At 59.7% G+C, this 20,393-nt stretch carries 12 protein-coding genes and 2 pseudogenes; 8 read left to right on the top strand and 6 right to left on the bottom strand.

The window, feature by feature from the left end; all coding sequences use genetic code 11:
- Positions 1 to 42: 42 nt before the first annotated feature.
- On the top strand, positions 43 to 1,080 hold the full coding sequence (locus AC3IP0_RS15910; RefSeq protein WP_489316072.1) for an alpha/beta fold hydrolase: 1,038 nt from the start codon (positions 43 to 45) through the stop codon (positions 1,078 to 1,080).
- Positions 1,081 to 1,144: 64 nt separating this feature from the next.
- Here the strand turns inward: AC3IP0_RS15910 and AC3IP0_RS15905 are convergent, their stop codons facing one another.
- Both AC3IP0_RS15905 and AC3IP0_RS15900 read right to left on the bottom strand, forming a co-directional pair.
- The gene (locus AC3IP0_RS15905; RefSeq protein ID WP_489316071.1) at positions 1,145 to 1,624 is read right to left on the bottom strand and encodes a 2,4'-dihydroxyacetophenone dioxygenase family protein; all 480 of its coding nucleotides are present in this window, start codon (positions 1,622 to 1,624) and stop codon (positions 1,145 to 1,147) included.
- Between the two features lie 108 nt (positions 1,625 to 1,732).
- Positions 1,733 to 2,605, bottom strand: a complete 873-nt coding sequence (locus AC3IP0_RS15900; RefSeq protein ID WP_489319787.1) for a TauD/TfdA dioxygenase family protein — start codon at positions 2,603 to 2,605, stop codon at positions 1,733 to 1,735.
- A gap of 773 nt (positions 2,606 to 3,378) precedes the next feature.
- Between AC3IP0_RS15900 and AC3IP0_RS15895 the strand changes: the two genes are divergently transcribed.
- From AC3IP0_RS15895 to AC3IP0_RS15870, 6 genes are all read left to right on the top strand, one after another.
- Positions 3,379 to 4,629: an OprD family outer membrane porin gene (locus tag AC3IP0_RS15895; protein ID WP_489325244.1), complete on the top strand. Its 1,251-nt coding sequence runs from the start codon at positions 3,379 to 3,381 to the stop codon at positions 4,627 to 4,629.
- A 160-nt stretch (positions 4,630 to 4,789) separates the two neighbouring features.
- Positions 4,790 to 6,151, top strand: a complete 1,362-nt coding sequence (locus tag AC3IP0_RS15890; RefSeq protein ID WP_489325242.1) for a spinster family MFS transporter — start codon at positions 4,790 to 4,792, stop codon at positions 6,149 to 6,151.
- Positions 6,152 to 6,236: 85 nt separating this feature from the next.
- Complete coding sequence (locus AC3IP0_RS15885; protein ID WP_489325239.1) at positions 6,237 to 7,211, top strand: cupin domain-containing protein; 975 nt, start codon at positions 6,237 to 6,239, stop codon at positions 7,209 to 7,211.
- Positions 7,212 to 7,307: 96 nt separating this feature from the next.
- Complete coding sequence (locus AC3IP0_RS15880; protein ID WP_489325237.1) at positions 7,308 to 8,414, top strand: NAD/NADP octopine/nopaline dehydrogenase family protein; 1,107 nt, start codon at positions 7,308 to 7,310, stop codon at positions 8,412 to 8,414.
- On the top strand, positions 8,414 to 9,412 hold the full coding sequence (locus tag AC3IP0_RS15875) for a 3-hydroxybutyryl-CoA dehydrogenase (protein ID WP_489316066.1): 999 nt from the start codon (positions 8,414 to 8,416) through the stop codon (positions 9,410 to 9,412). The genes AC3IP0_RS15880 and AC3IP0_RS15875 overlap by 1 nt, the downstream gene beginning before the upstream one ends.
- Positions 9,413 to 10,604: 1,192 nt before the next feature.
- Positions 10,605 to 12,056, top strand: a complete 1,452-nt coding sequence (locus tag AC3IP0_RS15870; protein ID WP_489325235.1) for a DUF1254 domain-containing protein — start codon at positions 10,605 to 10,607, stop codon at positions 12,054 to 12,056.
- A gap of 365 nt (positions 12,057 to 12,421) precedes the next feature.
- Here AC3IP0_RS15870 and AC3IP0_RS15865 read toward each other — a convergent pair whose 3' ends face one another.
- Positions 12,422 to 14,854, bottom strand: coding sequence for an SAM-dependent methyltransferase (locus AC3IP0_RS15865; protein ID WP_489325233.1), 2,433 nt, complete (start codon positions 14,852 to 14,854; stop codon positions 12,422 to 12,424).
- A gap of 2 nt (positions 14,855 to 14,856) precedes the next feature.
- Positions 14,857 to 15,588, bottom strand: a complete 732-nt coding sequence (locus tag AC3IP0_RS15860) for a protein-L-isoaspartate(D-aspartate) O-methyltransferase (RefSeq protein ID WP_489325231.1) — start codon at positions 15,586 to 15,588, stop codon at positions 14,857 to 14,859.
- 271 nt (positions 15,589 to 15,859) lie between these two features.
- Here AC3IP0_RS15860 and AC3IP0_RS15855 point away from each other — a divergent pair.
- Positions 15,860 to 17,289 (top strand): annotated as a pseudogene (locus AC3IP0_RS15855) (IS1182 family transposase).
- Between the two features lie 283 nt (positions 17,290 to 17,572).
- On the opposite strand, the pseudogene AC3IP0_RS15850 reads toward AC3IP0_RS15855, so the two are convergent.
- Together AC3IP0_RS15850 and AC3IP0_RS15845 are read right to left on the bottom strand one after the other, a co-directional pair.
- Positions 17,573 to 18,628, bottom strand: a pseudogene (locus tag AC3IP0_RS15850) (alpha/beta hydrolase family protein).
- Positions 18,629 to 18,917: 289 nt separating this feature from the next.
- Positions 18,918 to 20,345 carry a GGDEF domain-containing protein gene (locus AC3IP0_RS15845; protein WP_489316121.1) on the bottom strand — a complete coding sequence of 476 codons (1,428 nt, stop codon included), beginning with the start codon at positions 20,343 to 20,345 and terminating at the stop codon, positions 18,918 to 18,920.
- Positions 20,346 to 20,393: the final 48 nt, after the last annotated feature.

The following is a 20,393-nucleotide window of genomic DNA, read 5'->3' as shown; positions in this document are numbered from 1 at the left end:
CTACCTTCACGCCGACAACGACAACAAAGATGGAGGTAGATAATGGACACGCGCACCGCTACAGGTATCGGTCAGCCGCTCGCGGCAAGGGCGCAGGTGGACGCCGACGACCCTGATGCATTCAACCACTGCTTTGCCGAACTCAATGGCATTCGCATGCATTACATCGACGAGGGGCAAGGTCCTCTCGTCATCCTGCTGCACGGTTTTCCTTACCTTTGGTACATGTGGCGGCGACAGATCGCGGCGTTGGCCGAGGCCGGTTATCGAGTCGTGGTCCCTGATCAACGGGGTTTTGGCCAAACCGATCGCCCCGATGCCATTGAAGCCTATGACATGAGCCAGGCCGTCGGCGACATGGTGGGCTTGATGGCGACCCTGGGCGAAACATCCGCGGTGATCATCGGGCACGACCTGGGCGCCTGGGTGGCCCAGGCGGCGGCCATGCTGCGGCCGGATCTGTTCCGTGGCCTGGTGATGCTCAATACGCCGGTGCCACCGCGCGGCAAGGTCAAGCCAACCACAGGTTTGCAGGCAATGGCGAAGGGCAGGGTGTATCACCACCTGTATTTCCAGCAACTCGACAAGCCGGACCGCGAGTTGGCCTGCGATCCGCGCAAGACCTTGCGCAGCGTCTTCTACTCGATCTCCGGCAGCGCTGTCGGGGCTGAACGCTGGCGCCTGTTCGTCGAGCCTGGCGAGCCCATTATCAACGCGTTCACTGAGCCGAAGGGCGAGTTCCCGTCATGGCTGAGCGCGCGGGCGCTCGACTACTACGTCGCTGAATACACGCGCACAGGGTTTACCGGTGCCTTGAACTACTACCGCTGTCGCGACCGGAACTGGGAGATCACCGCGTTTCTCGACGGTGCAGTGGTACGCCAGCCGAGCCTGTTCATTGGTGGTGCCGCCGACCCTTCGCTCGAGCCGCTCGAAATTCGCGGTCTCTACGAGCAACTCGACACCTATCTACCCGGACTGCAGAAGAAAGTGCTGCTACCCGGCGTGGGCCATAGCGCCGCGGAAGAAAGCGCCGATCAAGTCAATGAATTGCTCCTGACGTTTCTCGAGCAGTTCTAACGATGGGGGGCGAGCGCCCTGGTGTGCTCGCCCCGATTCGCGCTTTCGCGACAATGACTGTTTCTCAGTTGAAGGCCGTCAGGTCTTTCGGCGCGATGTCATGCTGCTCGCAATAAGCCAGATAGCGTTGCAACCCGGTCTTCCAGTTTTCCAGTGCGACGATATTGTCGTTGCCGTCCAGGAACGCGAGATCGCCATTAACCTGAACCAACGTGAGCACATATCCGTCTGTGCTTCCCGTGCTGACGACTTCCGGTGTGTGAGTCGATCCGGCAGTCTCATACACGACACTGCCAGGGCCGGCGATCCAGTCATGCTCCTTGTATTTCCATTGGCCTTCGATCGTGTAGACCATCACCGTACCCGTGTGGTGGTGCTTGGGGAGTTGCATGTCGATCGGCGACTTCATCATGACGATCCATTCACCGCGGATCGGGTCAAGCTTGAAGTACTTCAGCAGGACGTTTTCCGCATAGGGCGTAAAGGGTATCCACGGCAGCGATTCGCCATCGATGACGGCGGTGTCGACGTGTTCGTAGAGCATGTCATTTCTCCAATGATGCGGTTCAGATCGAATATTCGTCGGCGGCCAAGACCGCCCGACTATTACTGCTGGTCGGGTGCCCCGGTTGCTCTGGGGAGACTGTTCGGATCAGGTGAGCGGGGTACCCGCGAGGGTCGCGCGCAGCATCTTTCTGGGTGCATTGCCATAGTCAGCCACCGCGTAGTGCTGGACTTGCAGGTTGTCCCACATCGCAATCGTGTTGGTTCGCCACTTCAGGCGTACCTGGTACTCCGGAATGGCGGCCTGAGACGTCAGGTAGTTCATCAAATGATGAGCCTCCGGCATGAAGTCCTGGCCGTAGCGGATATCCTCGAAGTTGAAGAAATTCGAGAAGTGGGTCGTGAACGCGGAGTTGACGAACAGCACCTTTTCGCCTGTTTCAGGATGAATAAGCACAACCGGGTGTTCAGCAGCGGGGGTCTTCAGGGCCATCGCGTGACGTTCTTCGCGGGGCAACTGGGCACCAAAGGAGTGCTCGGCACTGTGTTTTGCGAACAGACCTTCGATCCGTTGCTTGATGGTGTCGGGCAGGTTTTCGTAAGCCATCACCATGTTGGAGAACAGAGTGTCGCCGCCGGATTCAGGACCCTGTTCGCAGCGCAATATCGCGCCGCGAGGCGGCGCCGGCTTGAAAGTGACATCGGTGTGCCAGAGGTTTTCGCGGCTGGCCTTTTCGACAAAGGTCTTGGGCTTGCTCGGGTCAAGGTTGCGGTACAGCATCAACAGCTTGTCCGCTTCCGGGTGGCTCGGCGCCAGCGGATGGCCTTCCAGTTCTCCGAATTGTGCGGCGAAGTGCTGTTGCTCCAGGGGGGTGATGTCCTGGTCGCGGAAGAACAGCACTTTGTGCTTCAACCACAGCGCCCTGATTTCTGCGATCAGCTCGGGATCCTGGGCAGCGTCGGCCAGGTTGACGTTGCTGAGCTCGGCACCGATGGCGGGGGAGCAAATCTGCACCTTGATCGAATGCTGGCGCACTGACGACCGGATAATTGCGGGTGCCGAGGGGGTGAGGGCTGAAGGAGCGTCTTGGGTTGCGGCGACTGTTGTCATTGTTGTCTCCAATCCGTGCGTGTGCACATCCGGTATAGGTAGCGGGTCCCTGCCAGAGGGGCAGAGATGCCGGTCCAATAGTAGGTGTCGAAGGTGCGATGTCATGGGCATGGCGGGACAGTTTCTTCGCATACTGGGACACTGGAGGGGAGGAGAACGAACAAAATTGCTCGCAGGCTGCAGTACACAGGCGGTCTGCATCAGGCTGCGCAATTGGAGAATCGCCTGCGCAATCGGGGAGGTTGGCAGGCAGTGCAATCGCTAGTTTAGGGCCCATCCAACAACAAGACCTCGCTAAAGGAAGGCTTATGCAATTCAGGCTTGCCATCTCCCACTGTGTGCCCTGCGCTTTTGAGTCGACTAAGGGAAACCTTTAGCCGGATTGAAGATTTCCCCCCAACGGATGCTGTTCATCTCGATATCGGCGCGGCGCCTGCTGACTTACCTTGGGTAGACAAGAGGCGCGTCGTCTTGGCGGACTGTTCCATTGAGCCCGCCTGGCGTTTTACCCCATAACAACAATAGGCCTGACAATGCTCGAACCCATCGTTCTTTATATCCCTGATGCAATCCACCTTCCTGCGCAAGAAGGCTCGGTGTTCGGCTGCCGGCATTTTTAGTTTTTAGTTCGAATCTGCTCCTATAAATACAGTGCCCAGCACATACAGATGTGGAGAAGTTAGATGTATCAGGTAAAACAATCTTGCCGTGGGCTCGGTATTGCCGGCGTGTTGGGAATGATCTGTTCGCCATTGGCAGCCTATGCCGATGTTATTGATGACAGTCACTTGAAAGTGGATACGCGCAACTTCTACTTGCACCGTAACTACACCAATAACAATGCGCCGGTTTCTGAAGTGCATAGTTGGTCTCAGGGTTTCGATGCGCAGTTTACTTCCGGTTACACCGACACGGCCCTGGCGATCGGTCTTGATGTGGATGCGCAGTGCGCAGTGCGCCTGGATTCATCGGGCAATGACGGTTCGCTGCCGTACAGCGTCCGTGACCAGCAGACGGCCGATGACTACAGTCGCGCCGGTGCAACCTTGAAGATGCGCTACAGCAAGACCGAGTTGAAGGTGGGCGACCTTCGCCCACAACTACCGGTGGCGTACGATGACACCAGTCGGCAACTGGATACGATCTATCAAGGGGCGGTGGTCGAGTCCAGGGAAGTCGATGGTTTGACGATGACCGGTGGCCGGTTCTGGTCTGCCGTGACACGGGAATCTTCCAACCACGAGAAACTGTACAAGTTTGGCTCCACCGATAATCTCGACAGTGACGGCCTGGACTTCGGCGGCGCAACTTACGACATTACCAAGAACCTGCAAGCCAGTTATTTCTACGGCGTATTGCACGATATTTATCAGCAGCACTATTTCGGCCTGATGCATATGGCTGACTTGGGTAATGGCTACAAGCTTAAAACCGACTTGCGCTACTTCAATAACAATGAAGATGGCAATGCCTTGAACGGTGAGATCGACAACCGCTCCTACGGTGGCTTGTTCACCTTGCTCAAAGGCGCCCACATGTTTGGCCTCAGTTACCAGCGCATGCTCGGTGACAGCGTGTTCCCGACGATGAACGGTTTTATCCCGCAACCTTACCTGGTGCACTGGTCGTCACTGGGGTTTGTCCGCCCGGATGAAAAGTCCTGGGGGGCGCGCTACAGCTATGACTTTGCCGGGATGGGCATGCCGGGGCTGAAGCTCTACACCCGCTACATCAAGGGTACCAACTGGGACCGTGGCAACAACCTGAGCGACAACCAGGAAAGCGAACGCTTTCTGGGGCTCAGCTACGTGGTGCAGAGTGGGGCGCTGCAAGGCCTGGGGCTGGACCTGCGCAACATCGACGTGAAACAGAAGTACGGCTACGACTACAACGAATTCCGTGTCGCCACGACCTACACCTGGAAGTTCTGGTAAGCCCAGTCCACCCAGGGATTGACCCCATAACAATAAGAGGCCTGACCATGTTCGAACCCTTTGTCCTTTACATCTGCCCCGCAACTTCCCAGTCGGTGTGCTGTGCACCGTCACCCGGCGCGCTGCGCCCATGAGCGGATTCCAAGAGGAGCAAACACTAGTGAATATCCAGGTCGATAACGCGGTCCTGCAGCAGCAGAAGAAGAAAACCTACATTTACGAGTGGTACGTGGTCGGCTTGTGCATGATCGCCTACATCTTTTCATTTGTGGATCGGCAGATCCTGGCGTTGATGATCGAGCCGATCAAAGCCGACCTGCAGATCAGCGACACCCAGTTCAGCTTGCTGCACGGGCTGGCCTTTTCGTTGTTCTATGCGTTCATGGGCATGCCCATCGCTTATCTGGCCGACCGTTTCTCCCGACCGAAGATCATCGCCGTCGGCGTGGTGTTCTGGAGCCTGGCGACTGCAGCCTGCGGTATGAGCAAGAACTTCCTGCACATGTTCCTCGCCCGCATTGGCGTCGGCGTCGGCGAAGCGGCCCTGTCGCCCTCGGCCTACTCGATGTTCAGCGACATGTTCCCCAAGGAGAAACTCGGCCGCGCAGTGGGCATCTACTCGATCGGTTCGTTCGTCGGTGGTGGCCTGGCCTTCCTGGTGGGCGGCTATGTGATCGCGATGCTCAAGGACATGAACACCATCGAGGTCGCCTTTCTCGGCGCGATGAAGGCCTGGCAACTGGCGTTCTTCATTGTCGGCCTGCCCGGTATCGTGGTCGGCCTGTTGATCTGGCTCACCGTGCGCGACCCGGCGCGCAAGGGTCTGCAGGTTGATGCGCAGGGTCGGGCGAAGAAGGTCGCGATGAGCGATGGCTTGCGTTTCCTCGGCCGCCACCATGCCACCTTCACCTGTCATTACCTGGGCTTTTCGTTCTACGCCATGGCCCTTTTCTGCATGATGAGCTGGAGCCCGGCGCTGTATATCCGCAAGTTCGGCCTGTCGCCAATGGAGGCCGGCTACATGCTCGGCACCGTGCTGTTGGTGGCCAATACCGCCGGGGTGTTGTTCGGTGGATGGCTCACCGACTACCTGGCCAAGAAAGGTCATCAGGACGCTGCCATGCGCACCGGCGTCATCGGTGCCCTCGGCATGGCGGTACCAGCCGTGCTGTTCCCGCAAGTCGATCAACTTTGGCTGTCGGTGACGCTGTTGGTGCCAGCGATGTTCTTCGCCTCGTTCCCGATGCCGGCGTCCACTGCAGCGATGCAGATCCTCGCGCCGAACCAGGTACGTGCGCAGGTCTCGGCGGTGTTCCTGCTGATCAGCAATCTGCTGGGCCTGGGCCTGGGCACCACGCTGGTGGCGCTGTTGACCGACCGCTACTTCGGATCGCCCGCGGCGGTAGGTTCGTCGATGTCGCTGGTGATCTGTGGCGCGTCGGCGTTGACCGTACTTCTACTATGGCGTGGTTGCCGTCATTTCCGCGAAAGCTATGCCCGTGAGCACCCGACCCGGGCCTGATTGGTCATAGTCCACGATCGGCGCCCCGGCCTCGCTCCCTTTGAAGGGCGCGGGGCCGAGGTGCTCCAGGTCAGGAGAATCCTTGATGTTGAATGATGTACACCTGCTGGAACGGCACAGCCTGCTCAGCTCGGCCGATTACCGCGAGATCAAGGATAAGGTCAGCCAATACCTGTGCCCGCACAGCTTCAACGTGCTGCGTGACGAGCCGATCTACACCCGGCTCAACGGCGTTTTCTTCGGCGATTCGGCGCTGTTCGACCTGCGCTATGGCGCGCCGGTGGAGATCACCATCGGCGACATTGCCGATCAGTACCTGTTCCGCATTACCTTGCAGGGGCATTGCGAGGTGGCCCACGGCCGGCGCAGCGCGGCGATGCAGTCGGGCTACCTGAGCGTTTCCTCACCGTTCGCGCAGAGCCGCATCGTCACCGATGGCGAGTGCCGCAACCTGATCCTGCGCGTCGACCGTGATGCCCTGGAGACGCAACTGCAACGCCTGCTCGGCCGCAGTCTGCGCCAATCGGTGATCTTTGATGTCAGCGTCGACCATCTGGGCGCCGGCGTCGTCAGCCTCTATCACACCCTGGACTACATCTGCCGGCTGTACGGCAGCGGCGTGGACGGTTCGCGTCTCGCCAGCGGCCTGTCTGAATACCTGATGCAACTGCTGCTCACTCAATTGCCGCACAACTACTCGGCGGATCTGTTGATCGATTCGCGCGCGCCGCTGCCGCACCACGTAAAAAAGGCCCGTGACTACATCGAGGAACACCTCGACGAACCGATCAGCCTGGCGACCTTGAGCGAACTGTGCGGCGTCTCGGTGCGCACCTTGCAGAATGGCTTCAACCAGTTCCTCCAGCAGGCGCCGGTCGAGTACATCCGCGACCGTCGCCTGGCGGTGATCCACGAGTCGCTGAAACAGGGCAGGGCTGGTGAAACCGTCACCGATATCCTGTTGCGTCACGGCATCAACAGTTTCGGGCATTTCTCCAGCGCCTATCGGCAGCGCTATGGCTGCCTGCCGTCGGACACTCTGCGGCGGCAGAAGCATTGAGACTCCTGCGCAATCCGTCATTCGGCTGCGCAATCGGATGAGTCTGTGGTGGTGCGGCTCGATAGGATCGAGTCTCTAACAAAAAGGAGTATCTGCATGAATATTACCGTGCTGGGTGGTGGTCACGGCTGTTACGCCGCTGCTGTCGAAATGGCTGAAAAGGGGCACCAGACCCGCCTGTGGCGTCGAGACTCCGCCGCGCTGAAGGAACTGCTGGCCATCGGCAGCCTGACCATCAAGGACTATCAGGGCACTCGCAAATTGTCCGTCGGAAAGCAAGGCGACAAGCTGTCGTTCACCGACGACCTGGCCGAAGCCCTGGGCGATGCGAAACTGGTGATCATCCCGCTGCCGTCGACCTCCCACGAAGACCTGGCCAAACATGTTGCGCCGCACCTGCACGACGGTCAGGTGGTGTTCCTGCCGCCGGGCACTTTCGGCAGCTTCGTGTTCGCCAAGGCCATGGCCGATGCGGGCAACCGGAGCAAGGTCGCCTTCGCTGAAACCGGTACGCTGCCGTACCTGGTCCGCAAACACGGCGCCAGCGACCTGGTGATCAGCGGCTACGCCACCCGCCTGCCGACCGGCGTATTCCCCAGCAACCTGTCCGAGCATGCTTTCGCGGTACTGCGTGAGGCCTACCCGAGCGTCGAACCGATTGAAGACGCCCTGAGCGGTGCGTTGATGAACGCCGGCCCCATCATTCACCCGCCGCTGATCATGATGAACGCAGGTCCCCTGGAGCATTTCGAGGCCTGGGACATTCACAACGAAGGCACCCAACCGTCGATTCGTCGCGTGACCAACCAGCTCGATGCCGAACGCATGGCCGTGCGCGAAGCACTGACCTACGGCGCGCCGCATTTCCCGCTGGCCGACCACTACAACTCCACCGAAGGCGACGAGTGGATGTACGGTCGCGGTGCCCACGGCAAGCTGACCGACAGCGGCGACTGGCGCGAAGACATCGACCTGCAGAAACATCGCTACATGCTCGAAGACACCCGCCTGGGCCTGTCCTTCCTGGTGTCCGTCGGCCGCTGGGCCGGTGTGCCGACCCCGGTTGCGCAGGGCCTGTTGAGCATTGCTTCGGTCGTCGCCGGTCGTGATCTCTACGCCGAAGGCCGCACCCTGGAAAACCTCGGTCTGGCCACGCTGAGTCGGGCGCAGATGACCGAACTGCTGACCAAGGGCTACAACTGATGAACGTCGCGCTGCCCCAAGTCAGCGTGGTCGGCGCCGGCCGGATGGGCGAGGGCATTGCCCTGGCGTTCATCCATGCGGGCCTGCCGGTCACCCTCATCGATATCAAGGATCGCGCCGAGGATGAGCGGCGCGGCTACTTCGAGCGTGTGCGCAACAACATCCGCAGCGAATTGCAGATGCTGGTACGCCTTGGTGTGCTTCAGCCGGAACAGGCGGACATCGCACTATCCCGGTTGACGCTGCAATCCAGATCCCAGGCCGCAGAGGCATTGCGCCGGTGCGACCTGGTGTTCGAAGCGGTGCCAGAGGTCATCGCGGTCAAGCAGGAGACCTTCGCCTGGGTCAGCGAGCACGTCCCGGCGTCGACCATCATCGCGTCTACCACCTCGACTTTCCTGGTCACCGAGTTGAGCGAAATGGTCAGTGAGCCCCAGCGCTTCGTGAACGCGCACTGGCTCAATCCCGCGTACCTGATGCCGCTGGTGGAAGTCAGCCGCAGCGAAGCGACCTGCCCGCAGGTGGTCGAACGGCTGCTGCAACTGCTCAAGCGCATCGGCAAGGTGCCTGTGGTGTGCAACCCGGTGGCTGGCTACATCGTGCCGCGCATCCAGGCATTGGTCATGAACGAAGCGGCACGGATGGTGGAAGAGGGCGTGGCCAGCGCGGAAGATATCGACACCGCAGTGCGCGTCGGCTTTGGTTTGCGCTTCTCGGTGCTGGGCCTGCTTGAGTTCATCGACTGGGGCGGCGGCGACATTTTGTACTACGCCTCGCGCTACCTGAGTGGAGCGCTGTCACCGCGCTTCGAATCGCCGCAAGTGATCGCCGACAACATGCAAAACGGCCGCAATGGCTTGCGCGATGGCCAGGGTTTCTACGACTACCGTGACATGGACGTGGACGCCTACAAGCAACAGCGTCTGGGCGACTTTGTGCGCAAGCTGGAGTTGTCGGGGTTGACGCCTGCGTTCGATGGCGCCTTGAAGCAGGTCTGAGCATCAGGGCCCGGAGGCTGGGCCCTGACTACACGAGATTTCAGCGGGTGCCTTCACCTGCTCGATAGCGTAGAAGTGGATTGCCCATAGTGGACGTTGACGGGTTGCAGGCTTTGCCGTTGTCCGAATGGCTGTTTCTGGCCGGTTTCTACCTGTCGCGAGAGGCAGAAAGCGACCCATAGCTGACGTTGGGTATAGGTGCAAACATCAGCAAACGTTACCTATCGGTGTTTCCCAAAGCTTGGGCTCCTAACGCCTGCTAAAGGCTTGTCGATCTGTGGCTGCCAATCTCGGCGAAGGACTTATAAGAATCTCGGGTGGTTGCAGTCAGTACATAGAGCGGAATACCTGCTCTGAGTTTTACGCTTCACACTCAGCCTCTGCATCCGCTCGCGTTGGAAATGACCCGGGAAGGCGACACTTTTCCTTGTTGTCAAAAATGCTAAAGCACACAAGGTGCCATGCTGGAATAGAAACGGGCACCAATACGTACCGATCCCGTTTCCGTAGGTATCGCTGGAACGACAATATATCTCGGTACCATGTCGTCACCTATATATTGGCCCCCACTGTATGGTTTAGCGGCAAGTGGCTAGTGCATCAAATCTTCCCAGTGGAAATCGATGGGTGGTTGGTTAGCCTGCTGAACGATTTAGCCAATCTGTTGCATCGACCGGTTGAATCCACAACCCATAGCGGTCTTTGGCGGACCTCAAGAGTTAATCTCTGGCTGTCCGCATTTGGCTGCTGATCACGATTGGCTGCTCTCGAAGCCAAATGGTCCGTAACGGCGGCGCGTAAATATTACGGAACTGAATCTGAGCTGCTCAGCTGCGCAAGGGGATGCTGGCTTATTGTGATCTACACTCCTTGGGCGTGTGAGTTGGCGCTTCGCCACAGGATTTACTCAGTCGCTAAGTAAAGAGACAGACCTGAATTTCAGTGGGTCGCGGTCTGGGTGGGGGCACGCCAGTCGATCAGCAAAAAACCTTGTCTGGCAATCGTGTATCAGGCGAGTTCGACAACACCTGGATTGAAGCCCTGATCGCCCACCTGACCTGGCACTACTGAAAAAAGTCGGGAGGGTTTCAAGCATTCAAATTATTTCACCGTGGCCATGAACGCTCACGGTGCCAGCTTGCTCAAAACTAACGAGGTGGAAATGAACAGGAAGTCTAACCGGGGCTGGACAATGGCTGCGGCACTCGTCGTAGTGGGTTCAACGCTTTTTGCGGGGTGTGCGAGCAAGAACGATCCGATCACGCAGGCAGACAAGACGGATGTGACCAAGGGCGTACCCGCGCCGAGTCTCGAGCAGACCAAGGCGATCGCCGAGGAAGGCTTTATTTACGGCTTACCGCTGGTCATGAACTACGCCGTGATGAACGAATATGCTGTGGACAAGGGCGGCCCGCAATACAAGGCGCCGTTCAACCAGATCAAGAACGAGCCTCGCGTCTACACCTACCAAGACACGGCCATCATCACTCCGAACAGCGACACCCCGTACTCGTTTGTCTGGCTGGACCTGCGCGCGGAACCGATGGTGATCTCGGTGCCGGCAGTGGACAAGCGGCGTTACTACTCGGTGCAGATGATCGACGGCAACACTTACAACTACGGTTACATCGGCAGCCGTGCCACCGGCAACGAGCCAGGCCAATACATGGTGGTCGGTCCCGATTGGAAAGGCGCGCCCCCTCCCGGTATCAAAAAAGTCTTCACCTCGACCACTCCCTTCGCCGTGAGCGCCATTCGGACTCAGCTCTACAATGCCAAGGACATGCCGAACGTCGAGAAGGTGCAAGCGGGCTACAAGGTCCAGCCGCTGTCCGCCTTCCTCCATCAACCCGCGCCACCCGCTGCGCCGAAGATTGATTTCGTGCCGGCTACGACGGAAGGCATCAAGGCCAACTTCTTCGAGTACCTGTCGGCCGCGATGGAGTATGTGCCGCCATCGGCTGACGACCAGGAGATCCGGGCCAAGCTGGCGAGCATCGGCATAGGCCCCGGTCGCAGCTTCGAATTTAAGGACCTCTCGCTCGAGCACAAGGCCGTGGTCCTGCTCGGGATGAAGGCCGGTGACGAGAAGGTCGACAAGTTCCTCGCGAGCGGGACGAAGATAATCAACGGCTGGAACGTCGGCGCGTACTTCGGCGACCAAACGTTCTACAAGGCCGACTGGCTGAAGCGTGCCGGTGCCGCGAAAGGCGGCCTCTACGGCAACGACGCCGTCGAAGCGATGTATCCCAACACGCGCACCGACGGCACCGGCCAGACGCTGGATACCAGCAAGCGCAAGTACACGCTGACTTTCCCGGCCGGCAAACTGCCGCCCGTCAACGCCTTCTGGTCGGTGACCATGTACGACGGCAAGAGCCAGCTGCTGGTCAAAAATCCGCTCAACCGTTACCTGATCAATTCGCCGATGCTGTCGGCGATGAAGAAAAACACGGATGGTTCACTGACGCTGTACATCCAGAAAGACTCCCCCGGCAAGGCCAAGGAGGCCAACTGGTTGCCGGCGCCTGACGACACGGTCTTTCTGGTAATGCGCCTCTACTGGCCGAAGACCGCACCGCCTTCGATTCTTCCCGCTGGCAACGGCAGCTGGCAGCCACCGGCGCTGGTGGTCACGAAGTAAACCCTGCGGCCCATTGCTGACACTCGCCGTAGGTCGGTGTCGGCTTGTGCTGCCTTTTTGCCAAAAGCAGCCAATCATGAAGGGCTGCTTCTGGCCGGTTTCTGCCGGTCACCACTGGCAGCTATGGGATGAAAGCCACCACTGATGACTCGACTGCGTCGGCCAAAACCAATTGCCTGCGACACGGAACCTCTCATTTTTGGCATAACGCACACGTCCACATTTTCAAATGTTTAGCTTCGAAGCAGGAAAGGCGTCACCCTCGCTGATCGACACGGCGAGACGTGTGAACTGCGGTAAGCGGCGTTCCAACAGGCCATTCGTCTCACCAGGGTCTGTTGACGTTTCGCTCCGAACCGCCGCGATCAGGGAAACGCGACCGCCGCCGCGAGATACAGCAGCAACGCCAGCAGCAACACCACGGTGAAGCCCAGGTGGATCGCCAGCAGGGTCGCCAGCACGGCCGCCACCACCGATACGCTGGCGTTGATGCCCCAGGCGATCGGCACCAGTGCTTCGGCGCGCGCGGAGACGCGCCCGAGTCCGAGCGGAAACGGCATGCCCATGGCGAACGCCAGCGGCGCTACCAGCGCGGCGCAAATGCCGAACCTGGCGAGGGTCCGCACCGGCGCCAGCAACTGGAACAACGGGGGCAGGGCGATCAGGTAGAGCAGGGCGATCACGCAGATAGCCAGGACTGGCCGCGCGAGCGGATGACGGGGCACCACCCCAGCTCCAACGTCCCCCCGCCGCCGGCCGGAGTAACGGCTGCCGAGGCCAGCGAAGATCAGGAACGCGCTGAGCGTTACCGCCACCGAATACAACGGGTGGCTGAGGAAAAGGGTGAACTTCTGGATGAAGGCGATTTCCACGAACATGAAGGCGAAGCCGATGGCGGCGAAGTAGGACACGACCCGAAGTTCGAACCTGGCCAAAGCCGCATTCCGAGAGCGCCGCTGGCGCCGCCGCGCCACCCATAGCGGCGCCAGGATCAGCAGCACGGCGGCCACGCTGGACTGCAGCAGCGTGGCGATCAGCACCGGATAACCCCACTCCAGCATTGACAGGCCGCCCTGTTCCTTCAGCGCCAGCAGTTCCGGCAGCGAGCGCCACTTGAAGAAGTGGAAGAAATACGGCCGGTCATCCAAGGTCGGACGCACGTCGAACTTGTAGCGTGCCAGGAACTCCGCGCGCTCGCCGGACAGCAGGGCCTGCGCCGCTTCGAAGAACCAGGGCCGGTCGAGCAGGTTGTAGCGGTTCGCCTCGGCCACGGTCATCCCGGGGTAGTAGGCCAGGTCGAAGGAGCGCGCTCGGCAGAACTCCCGCAGCACGGCGATGCGGGCGTCGTCGAAATCCCTGTTGCTGACCAGCAGCGTCGCGGTCTTCCAGCCGCGGATCATGACGATGCGGCGCGCCGCGCTGGCCTGTCCGTCGCGCTCGATGGCCGCGGCCGCGGTGGCCAGCAGCCTGGGAACATCGCGGGGCGGCAGGGTGACCCAGCGGGTTATGGCCAACAGGCCGCCGGGCGCGAGATGGCGCAGGTACTCGGCGAAGGCATCTACCGTGTACAGGTAGTTCTCGGACAGCGCATGCAGGCCGCCCGAGGCGGTGCCGAAGGAGTCCAGCAGGGCGATCTGGATCAGGTCGTAAGGCTCGCCGCGCGAAGCCACCAGGCCGCGCGCCTCGCCGATCAGCACACGGACGTTGGGCGCGCTGTACGGCTTGCCGGAGAAGTCGGCGAAGCGGCGCTGGACCAGATCGATCACCTGCGGGTTCAGTTCGATGGCATCCACCGCGCTGGCGCCGTGGTAGATCGCCTGCAGCACATCGGCGCCGGCGCCGCTGCCCAGCACCAGCACGCGGGGTTGGTGCTGCAGGTGATAGGGCAGAGCCGAGGTCAGGTAGTCCAGGTAGGCGAGCGGCCCGCGGCGCCCGTCATAGCGGTTCAGCACGGAAAGGCCGTCGCCGTCGGTGAAGATGGCCAGTTGTGCGGGCGGTTCCTGCGTCGCGTTGAGGCTTAGGCCCGGCGCGTGGCGCAGGGGAATGGTCGGGCTGTCGACGACCGTGATCAGGCCCAGCGGACTCCAGGTCTGGGCGATTGCGCGCGCATCCTTGATACGCAGCGTCTGGCTCAGTTCCTTGTACTCGGAGGGCGACAGGGCGATCCAGCGCTCGGGCACGCCGGCCGGCACCACGACTGCCGCCGCCAGCAGCAACGGCGCGAGCCAGTGCCTATGCCCCGTGCAAGCCATGGCGGCCAGCGCCCCGGCGGCGATGCCGGTGCCGCCCAGCAGCCGTAGCGCATCGACGGGCGTCAGGGCAAACAGCGCGGCGATTATCGCCAGGCTGCCCACGCCGGCGCCGAGAATGTCGAAGGCGTAGATCCGATGAATCTGTTCCTGATAGCAGGTGAAGGTCAGGCAGATGCACACCGCCGCGCAGAAGAACGGCACGAACAGCAGCAGGTAGATCATCAGCAGGCGCGCGGACTGCCGCGCGTCCCAGAGGATCTCGAGGGGATTGAACGGAACCTGCTGGGCCAGGCTGAAGCAGGCGATGGCGCTCAGCCCGAACAGCACCGCGCCGCCGATGAACACGCCGTGGAATCGCGGCGCCAGCACAGGCCGCGCCAGCGCCACGGCGGTGCCGGCAGCGCCGTAGCCGAGCAGCGCGACGCTGATCATCATGTAGGCGAAATGGTGCCACTGGATGATCGAAAGCAGTCGCAGCAGCAGCACCTCATAGCCGAGCGCGGAGGCAGACAGCAGCGCCAGGGCGAGCAATGGCGGCGAATGCATGCTCAGCCGCCTCCGACCAGCGGTACGAAGCGCACAGGCAGCACCTGCCGGGTGGACACGCTGCCATCGCCGGCCTTCTCGATCAGCAGCAGGTACTGGATCATGAACGGCGCGCCGACCGGGATTACCATCCGTCCGCCGGTCTTGAGCTGGGCGATCAGTGGCGGCGGCACATGGCTGGCGGCGGCGGTGACGAGGATGGCGTCGTAAGGCCCGTGCTCGGGCCAGCCGTGGTAGCCATCGCCCAGCCGGGTCTGCACCTTCGCATATCCCAGCCGGCCCAGGCGCTCCCCGGCCTGCACTGCCAGCGGCTCGATGATCTCCATCGTGTAGACCGCCTGCGCCAGCTCGGCGAGGATCGCCGCCTGGTAGCCCGAGCCAGTGCCGATCTCGAGTACCACGTCGCCGGGCCCGACCTGCGTCAGGTCGGTCATCAGGGCGACGATGTAGGGCTGGGAGATGGTCTGGCCGTAGCCGATCGGCAGCGGGCGATTCTCGTAGGCGTAGGGCACCTCGTCGGGCGGGACGAACTTATGGCGTGGCACCTTGGCCATCGCGGCCATCACCGGCGCGGCAAATTCGACCCTGCCGGTTTCGTCGCGGGTGACGGACGACAGGTTGGCGATCTCCCGCACCATGGCGTCGCGCAACGACGCGAACGGATCGTCGGCATGCAGGCCGGCGGATGCCAGCGCCAGAGCGATGGCAGGCGCCAGGATGCGCGTCAGGAGCATCACCGGCTTCACAATGACTTCTCCGCCTGAGCAATAGTCGAATCGTATGGCCGGCGGGCCGGCTCGGCAAGCCGGGGGTGCCGGCGACCAAACCAGGCTGCGGCGACTGCCTGAGAAAATATCGCAACCCGTAACTGCACTGATAGCACCAAGCCAGTTCAAGCGGTGATACAAAAGTGAATGCGATTGTCAGCCAGTGGCCCAGAGTGTGTAAAAACGCCTCCGCGAACCCTTGCGATGATTTCTGAGGATTTCATCGCAGGGATCGCCCATGAAGCGCTTCATCCAAGGTGAACATCGAGGCCAAGGCACCTTACTTCCCGAGAGCCTCGACGACTACGTCAGCGATACCAATCCGGTGCGCGTAGTCGACGTCTTTGTCGACGAACTCGACCTGGGCAAGCTGGGTTTTGAAGGCGTCATTCCAGCCGATACTGGCCGGCCTGCTTACCACCCAGCGATCTTGCTGAAGATCTACATCTACGGCTATCTCAACCGCATTCAGTCGAGCCGGCGCCTGGAACGAGAAACCCAACGCAACGTCGAGCTGATGTGGCTGACGGGGAGATTGATGCCGGATTTCAAGACCATTGCCAACTTCCGAAAAGACAACAGCAAGGCCATCCGAGGCGTCTGTCGTCAGTTCGTCGTGCTCTGTCAGCAGCTCGGATTGTTCGGAGAAAACCTGGTTGCCATCGACGGCAGTAAATTCAAGGCCGTCAACAACCGCGACCGCAACTTCACCAGCGCCAAACTGAAGCGGCGAATGGAAGAAATTGAATCGAGCATCAACCGTTACCTGACGGCACTCGATACTGCTGATCGGCAAGAACCAACAACTTCCGAGCCCAGTGCCGTGCGGCTGGAAGAGAAAATCGCCAAGCTCAAAACTCAAATGAAAGAGCTTCAGGCGATCGAAATTCAGCTCAATGAATCGCCGGATAAACAGGTCTCACTGACCGATCCAGACAGCCGCTCCATGATGACGCGTGGCACGGGAATCGTCGGCTACAACGTGCAGGCAGCGGTCGATACTCAGCACCATTTGATCGTTGCGCAAGAGGTGACCAACGTCGGTTCCGACCGCGATCAACTCAGCTCGATGGCCAAGCAGGCGCGCGAGGCGATGGCGTCAGATACGTTGTCGGTAGTGGCTGACCGAGGTTACTTCAAAGCGAACAGATCCTGGTTTGTCACGATGCAGGCATCACCGCCTATGTGCCCAAGCCGATGACCTCTGGAGCCAAGGCTGAGGGGCGTTTCAATAACGATGCCTTCATCTATGACGAGGCAAAAAACCAATACATTTACCCGGCTGGAGAGGCGCTGATCTGGCACTACTCCTACGTTGAAAAAGGCCTGAAGTTGCATCGTTACTGGAGTTCGAAATGCCAGGGCTGCGCGTTGAAAGCACAGTGCACACCGAGCACGGAACGACGAGTTCGGCGTTGGGAGCATGAAGCCGTATTGGAGGAGATGCAGCTTCGGCTGAGCAAAGCCCTGGAGATGATGCGAGTCCGAAAACGGACGGTTGAGCATCCCTTCGGGACGCTCAAACAATGGATGGGTGCGACGCACTTCCTGACGCGAAAGCTGGTCGGGGTAAGTGCGGAGATGAGTTTGAATGTGCTCGCCTACAACATGAAACGGGTGATGAAAGTCATCGGTGCTAACGGTTTGATGAAGGCGCTGTCGGCATAAAAAAGGCTGATTTTGGCCCATCCCAGAGGCTGTAAAAACAGCATTGACGTGTTCCAGGTCGCGACCGATGCGGCCCGCAGTATTGACCGTGCGATCGCTCGGTCAACGAACCTCGATGATCCAAGATGATGAGGCCATGAGCGTTTTTACACACTCTGGGCCGAAAGCAGCCGTCCACGAATGGCCGCTTTCGGCCCAGCTCTCATCCCGGGCCAACGATCTGAGAGATTGCGTGGGCACCTGCGGCGTTTTCGTTGAGTCGCGGCAAGTCAGTACTATCAGATTACAATCTGTCTTTTTTGTAGCCAGGTGATTGCGCCAGAAACTCTGCTATCAGTGATGTAACTTGCTGCTGAATCAACCCACGAGCGCGACCGTTATCGCCATCCCGGCAAATGATGCCATCGCCTGGTACTTCTGCTTCGAGCAATGACTGCGCGCCAGGTTTGCACATCGACATGAAGCTGAAATGGCTTGCGTCGCTGATCTCGACGTAATGGCTTGACGCCGCAGGCAGGCGTTTGGCCAGGTTGGCAGACTCCAACTCAGCGGGAAGTTCGCGCGACGGTACGCCGGCAGCGATCACCAGAGCTGGTACAGGCAGCGCGGCCAGGCTTTCATTGGTTAGGCCCCGCGAAAGGCCCAGGTCCAATGTAACCACAGCAGTGACGCGTTTATCGCGCCAATCGGCGGCCAGCGCGGCCTTTGATTCTGAGGTGCTTGCGGGGTTTATCTGTCCGTAAACCGTGCAACTGGTTAACTGCGGGTGGGCTTTGCAGTCATGGGCGAAACGGTCTGGATCGAAACGAGCACCGGCGATCTCCAGGGCGGTCCAGCCGCCGAGTGAATGGCCCACTACTGCAATTCGGCCATTGGCGACCAGGCCAAATTTTTCAGGTTAAGTCGTGACCCTATCAATGACTCGACGCAGATCAACGGGCCGCTGCCATAACTGCGCAGCTGCTTGAGGGCTGCGGTCATGGGTCGTGGTGCCAGGGTGATTGATTGCGGCGACGATGTAACCCTTATGGGCTAAAGAACTGGCAAGCCAAATCTGGTTGCTCCAGTTACCCCTGTATCCGTGGGATAGCACCACCAATGGATGTTCGCCGGCAGATGGCGGCGCGTTACGAACGGCAGAAGCACCGACAAACACCGTACTATCGGCGATCAGTTGCGTGGCTGCGGTAGTTGCACTCGGGTACCTAACAACCATCTCCAGTGCGCGGTCATTGTGCGAATCCGGCAGTGTGGAAGATTGGAAACCGACGGGGTTCTCGTCAGCAAATGCGATAGTTGTCAGCCAAGCCAACAACAGGGCGCCGAAAGCTATTTTCAATGTCGTTTCTTCCTTGATTAGACAAGTGCATAGCACCTGACCCCGCCGTAAGGCGCATCCACCTTCCTACGGAGTCGAAATTAATGTGGTTGCATATAAGCACGGACATTAAAGCCCAGATTCGAACCGCCGCGCATAACTTTCATCGTTAACTCTATTCGCGGTCTTAGCAAGACGGCTGACGTCCGCTTTTTGCGTCTGACATTGCTCACAATGTGCCGGGCTGATGCTCAGTAGAGCGCAAAACCGGGTATCGGTGCCGACGCTTTCAGCGACTTCGAGACGATGGTCAGGGCATAGGTTGGAGGCTGGTTATGAAGGTCGTGACCACACGGTTACGGCCTTCGTGTTTAGCGTGATACAGGCGTTGATCGGCTGTACGCAGAATTGCCTCGATGGTGTCGCCATCGCGACCGTATTGCGATACGCCGATGCTCACTGTGACCACGGTTGACCGCTGCAGGCCATGAAAAGAACTATTTGCAACGGTGCTTCGCAGACGCTCAGCGATTTCGTGCGCGCCTTCAAGTGAAGTCTGAGGTAGCAGTATCATGAATTCTTCTCCGCCCACTCGGGCTACGCCGTCATACGGCCGGATCGAATCGAGGCATTTCTCCACGAAACTCTTCAGGATGTCATCGCCAACCTGATGCCCGAAGCGATCGTTGATGGACTTGAAATTATCCAGATCGAGTGCCAACACGGAGAACGGTGCACCTCCGCGTTTGGTCCGGCCAATTTCGGCTTCGACCCGCTCCATGAACCGACGCCGATTATCAGCGCCAGTCAGCGGGTCGGTGGCCGCAAGGTGCCCGAGTTCCTGATTGGTGCGCTGGAGTTCCTGTAGGGCGCTCTCGGTATACGCCATCGCTTCGGCAAGACGCACCATCAACTCCTCTTGGCTGTAAATCTTCGAAAACGACCGCGTGGTGAGGAACGCTTGCACTACCCCATAGCTCAACATGAAGAATCCACCGGCGAAGATCGCGTGAGCGAGCCACCACATATGGTTCCACGGACGTGCAAGGATGAAGGCAAGAGAGGACAGCGCGAACGCGGTGATCGAGATGATAAAAATTGTCATCAGCGGCGAACGGATACGGCGCAGCAGGAGTATTGTCACGGTCAATGTGGAAAGAACGAGGGCACCACCCTCCATCGAGAGGCGCACCGCGAGATTGCCGGCGATCGGCGAATTCGCGACGTACGCGACTGCCACGTCAACCACCAGGAACAGTACTGTCCAGGTCAACCACGGACGGGCCTTCATTCGTTGGTCCGCGGCATCAGGTGGGCGGTGGTACGACAGCATTGCGACTAACAGCAGAATCGACATGACCAGTCGAGAGGCTGGTCCATAAAGCAGGAAGAGCCAGATATTGTGGTGTGCTTGCCCAGTGAACGCACCATGCAACGCGTAGATCAGTACAAAGCCGAGAAATCCAAGCGTCATCCATCGCAGCAGCGGATCTCCCGATGACTGATAGCAGCGCCACGTTACGTAAGTAACAAACAAGCCTGCCAAGGTGGCTGTCATGATCGCAATTATATGGAACAGGTGATTCTCGAATATAAGCGTGGGGTCCTGAAAAAAGTATAAGTAGCCAATCAGATAGGCCGGAACAAACGCAAATCCTGCGAGCAGCAAGTAGGTGTAAACCTTGACCATGAGGCGAACGGCTTCAGGTGGCTCGTCGGTGGCGATGAGATTGCTCATGGTTCCCTCCAGTCTTGAATCCATACAGCCAACACCGGTCCGGTGTTG

Source organism: Pseudomonas sp. GL_103 (assembly GCF_057835175.1).
The sequence above is the reverse complement of the archived record's forward strand: the minus strand, read 5'-3'. Positions and strand labels throughout refer to the sequence as shown.

Coding starts and splice junctions, on each gene's coding strand:
- AC3IP0_RS15880 (WP_489325237.1), top strand. CDS start 7,308: ATGAATATTACCGTGCTGGGTGGTGGTCACGGCTGTTACGCCGCTGCT.
- AC3IP0_RS15875 (WP_489316066.1), top strand. CDS start 8,414: ATGAACGTCGCGCTGCCCCAAGTCAGCGTGGTCGGCGCCGGCCGGATG.
- AC3IP0_RS15860 (WP_489325231.1), bottom strand. CDS start 15,588: ATGCTCCTGACGCGCATCCTGGCGCCTGCCATCGCTCTGGCGCTGGCA.
- AC3IP0_RS15845 (WP_489316121.1), bottom strand. CDS start 20,345: ATGAGCAATCTCATCGCCACCGACGAGCCACCTGAAGCCGTTCGCCTC.
- AC3IP0_RS15870 (WP_489325235.1), top strand. CDS start 10,605: ATGGCTGCGGCACTCGTCGTAGTGGGTTCAACGCTTTTTGCGGGGTGT.
- AC3IP0_RS15895 (WP_489325244.1), top strand. CDS start 3,379: ATGTATCAGGTAAAACAATCTTGCCGTGGGCTCGGTATTGCCGGCGTG.
- AC3IP0_RS15885 (WP_489325239.1), top strand. CDS start 6,237: ATGTTGAATGATGTACACCTGCTGGAACGGCACAGCCTGCTCAGCTCG.
- AC3IP0_RS15910 (WP_489316072.1), top strand. CDS start 43: ATGGACACGCGCACCGCTACAGGTATCGGTCAGCCGCTCGCGGCAAGG.
- AC3IP0_RS15905 (WP_489316071.1), bottom strand. CDS start 1,624: ATGCTCTACGAACACGTCGACACCGCCGTCATCGATGGCGAATCGCTG.
- AC3IP0_RS15865 (WP_489325233.1), bottom strand. CDS start 14,854: ATGCATTCGCCGCCATTGCTCGCCCTGGCGCTGCTGTCTGCCTCCGCG.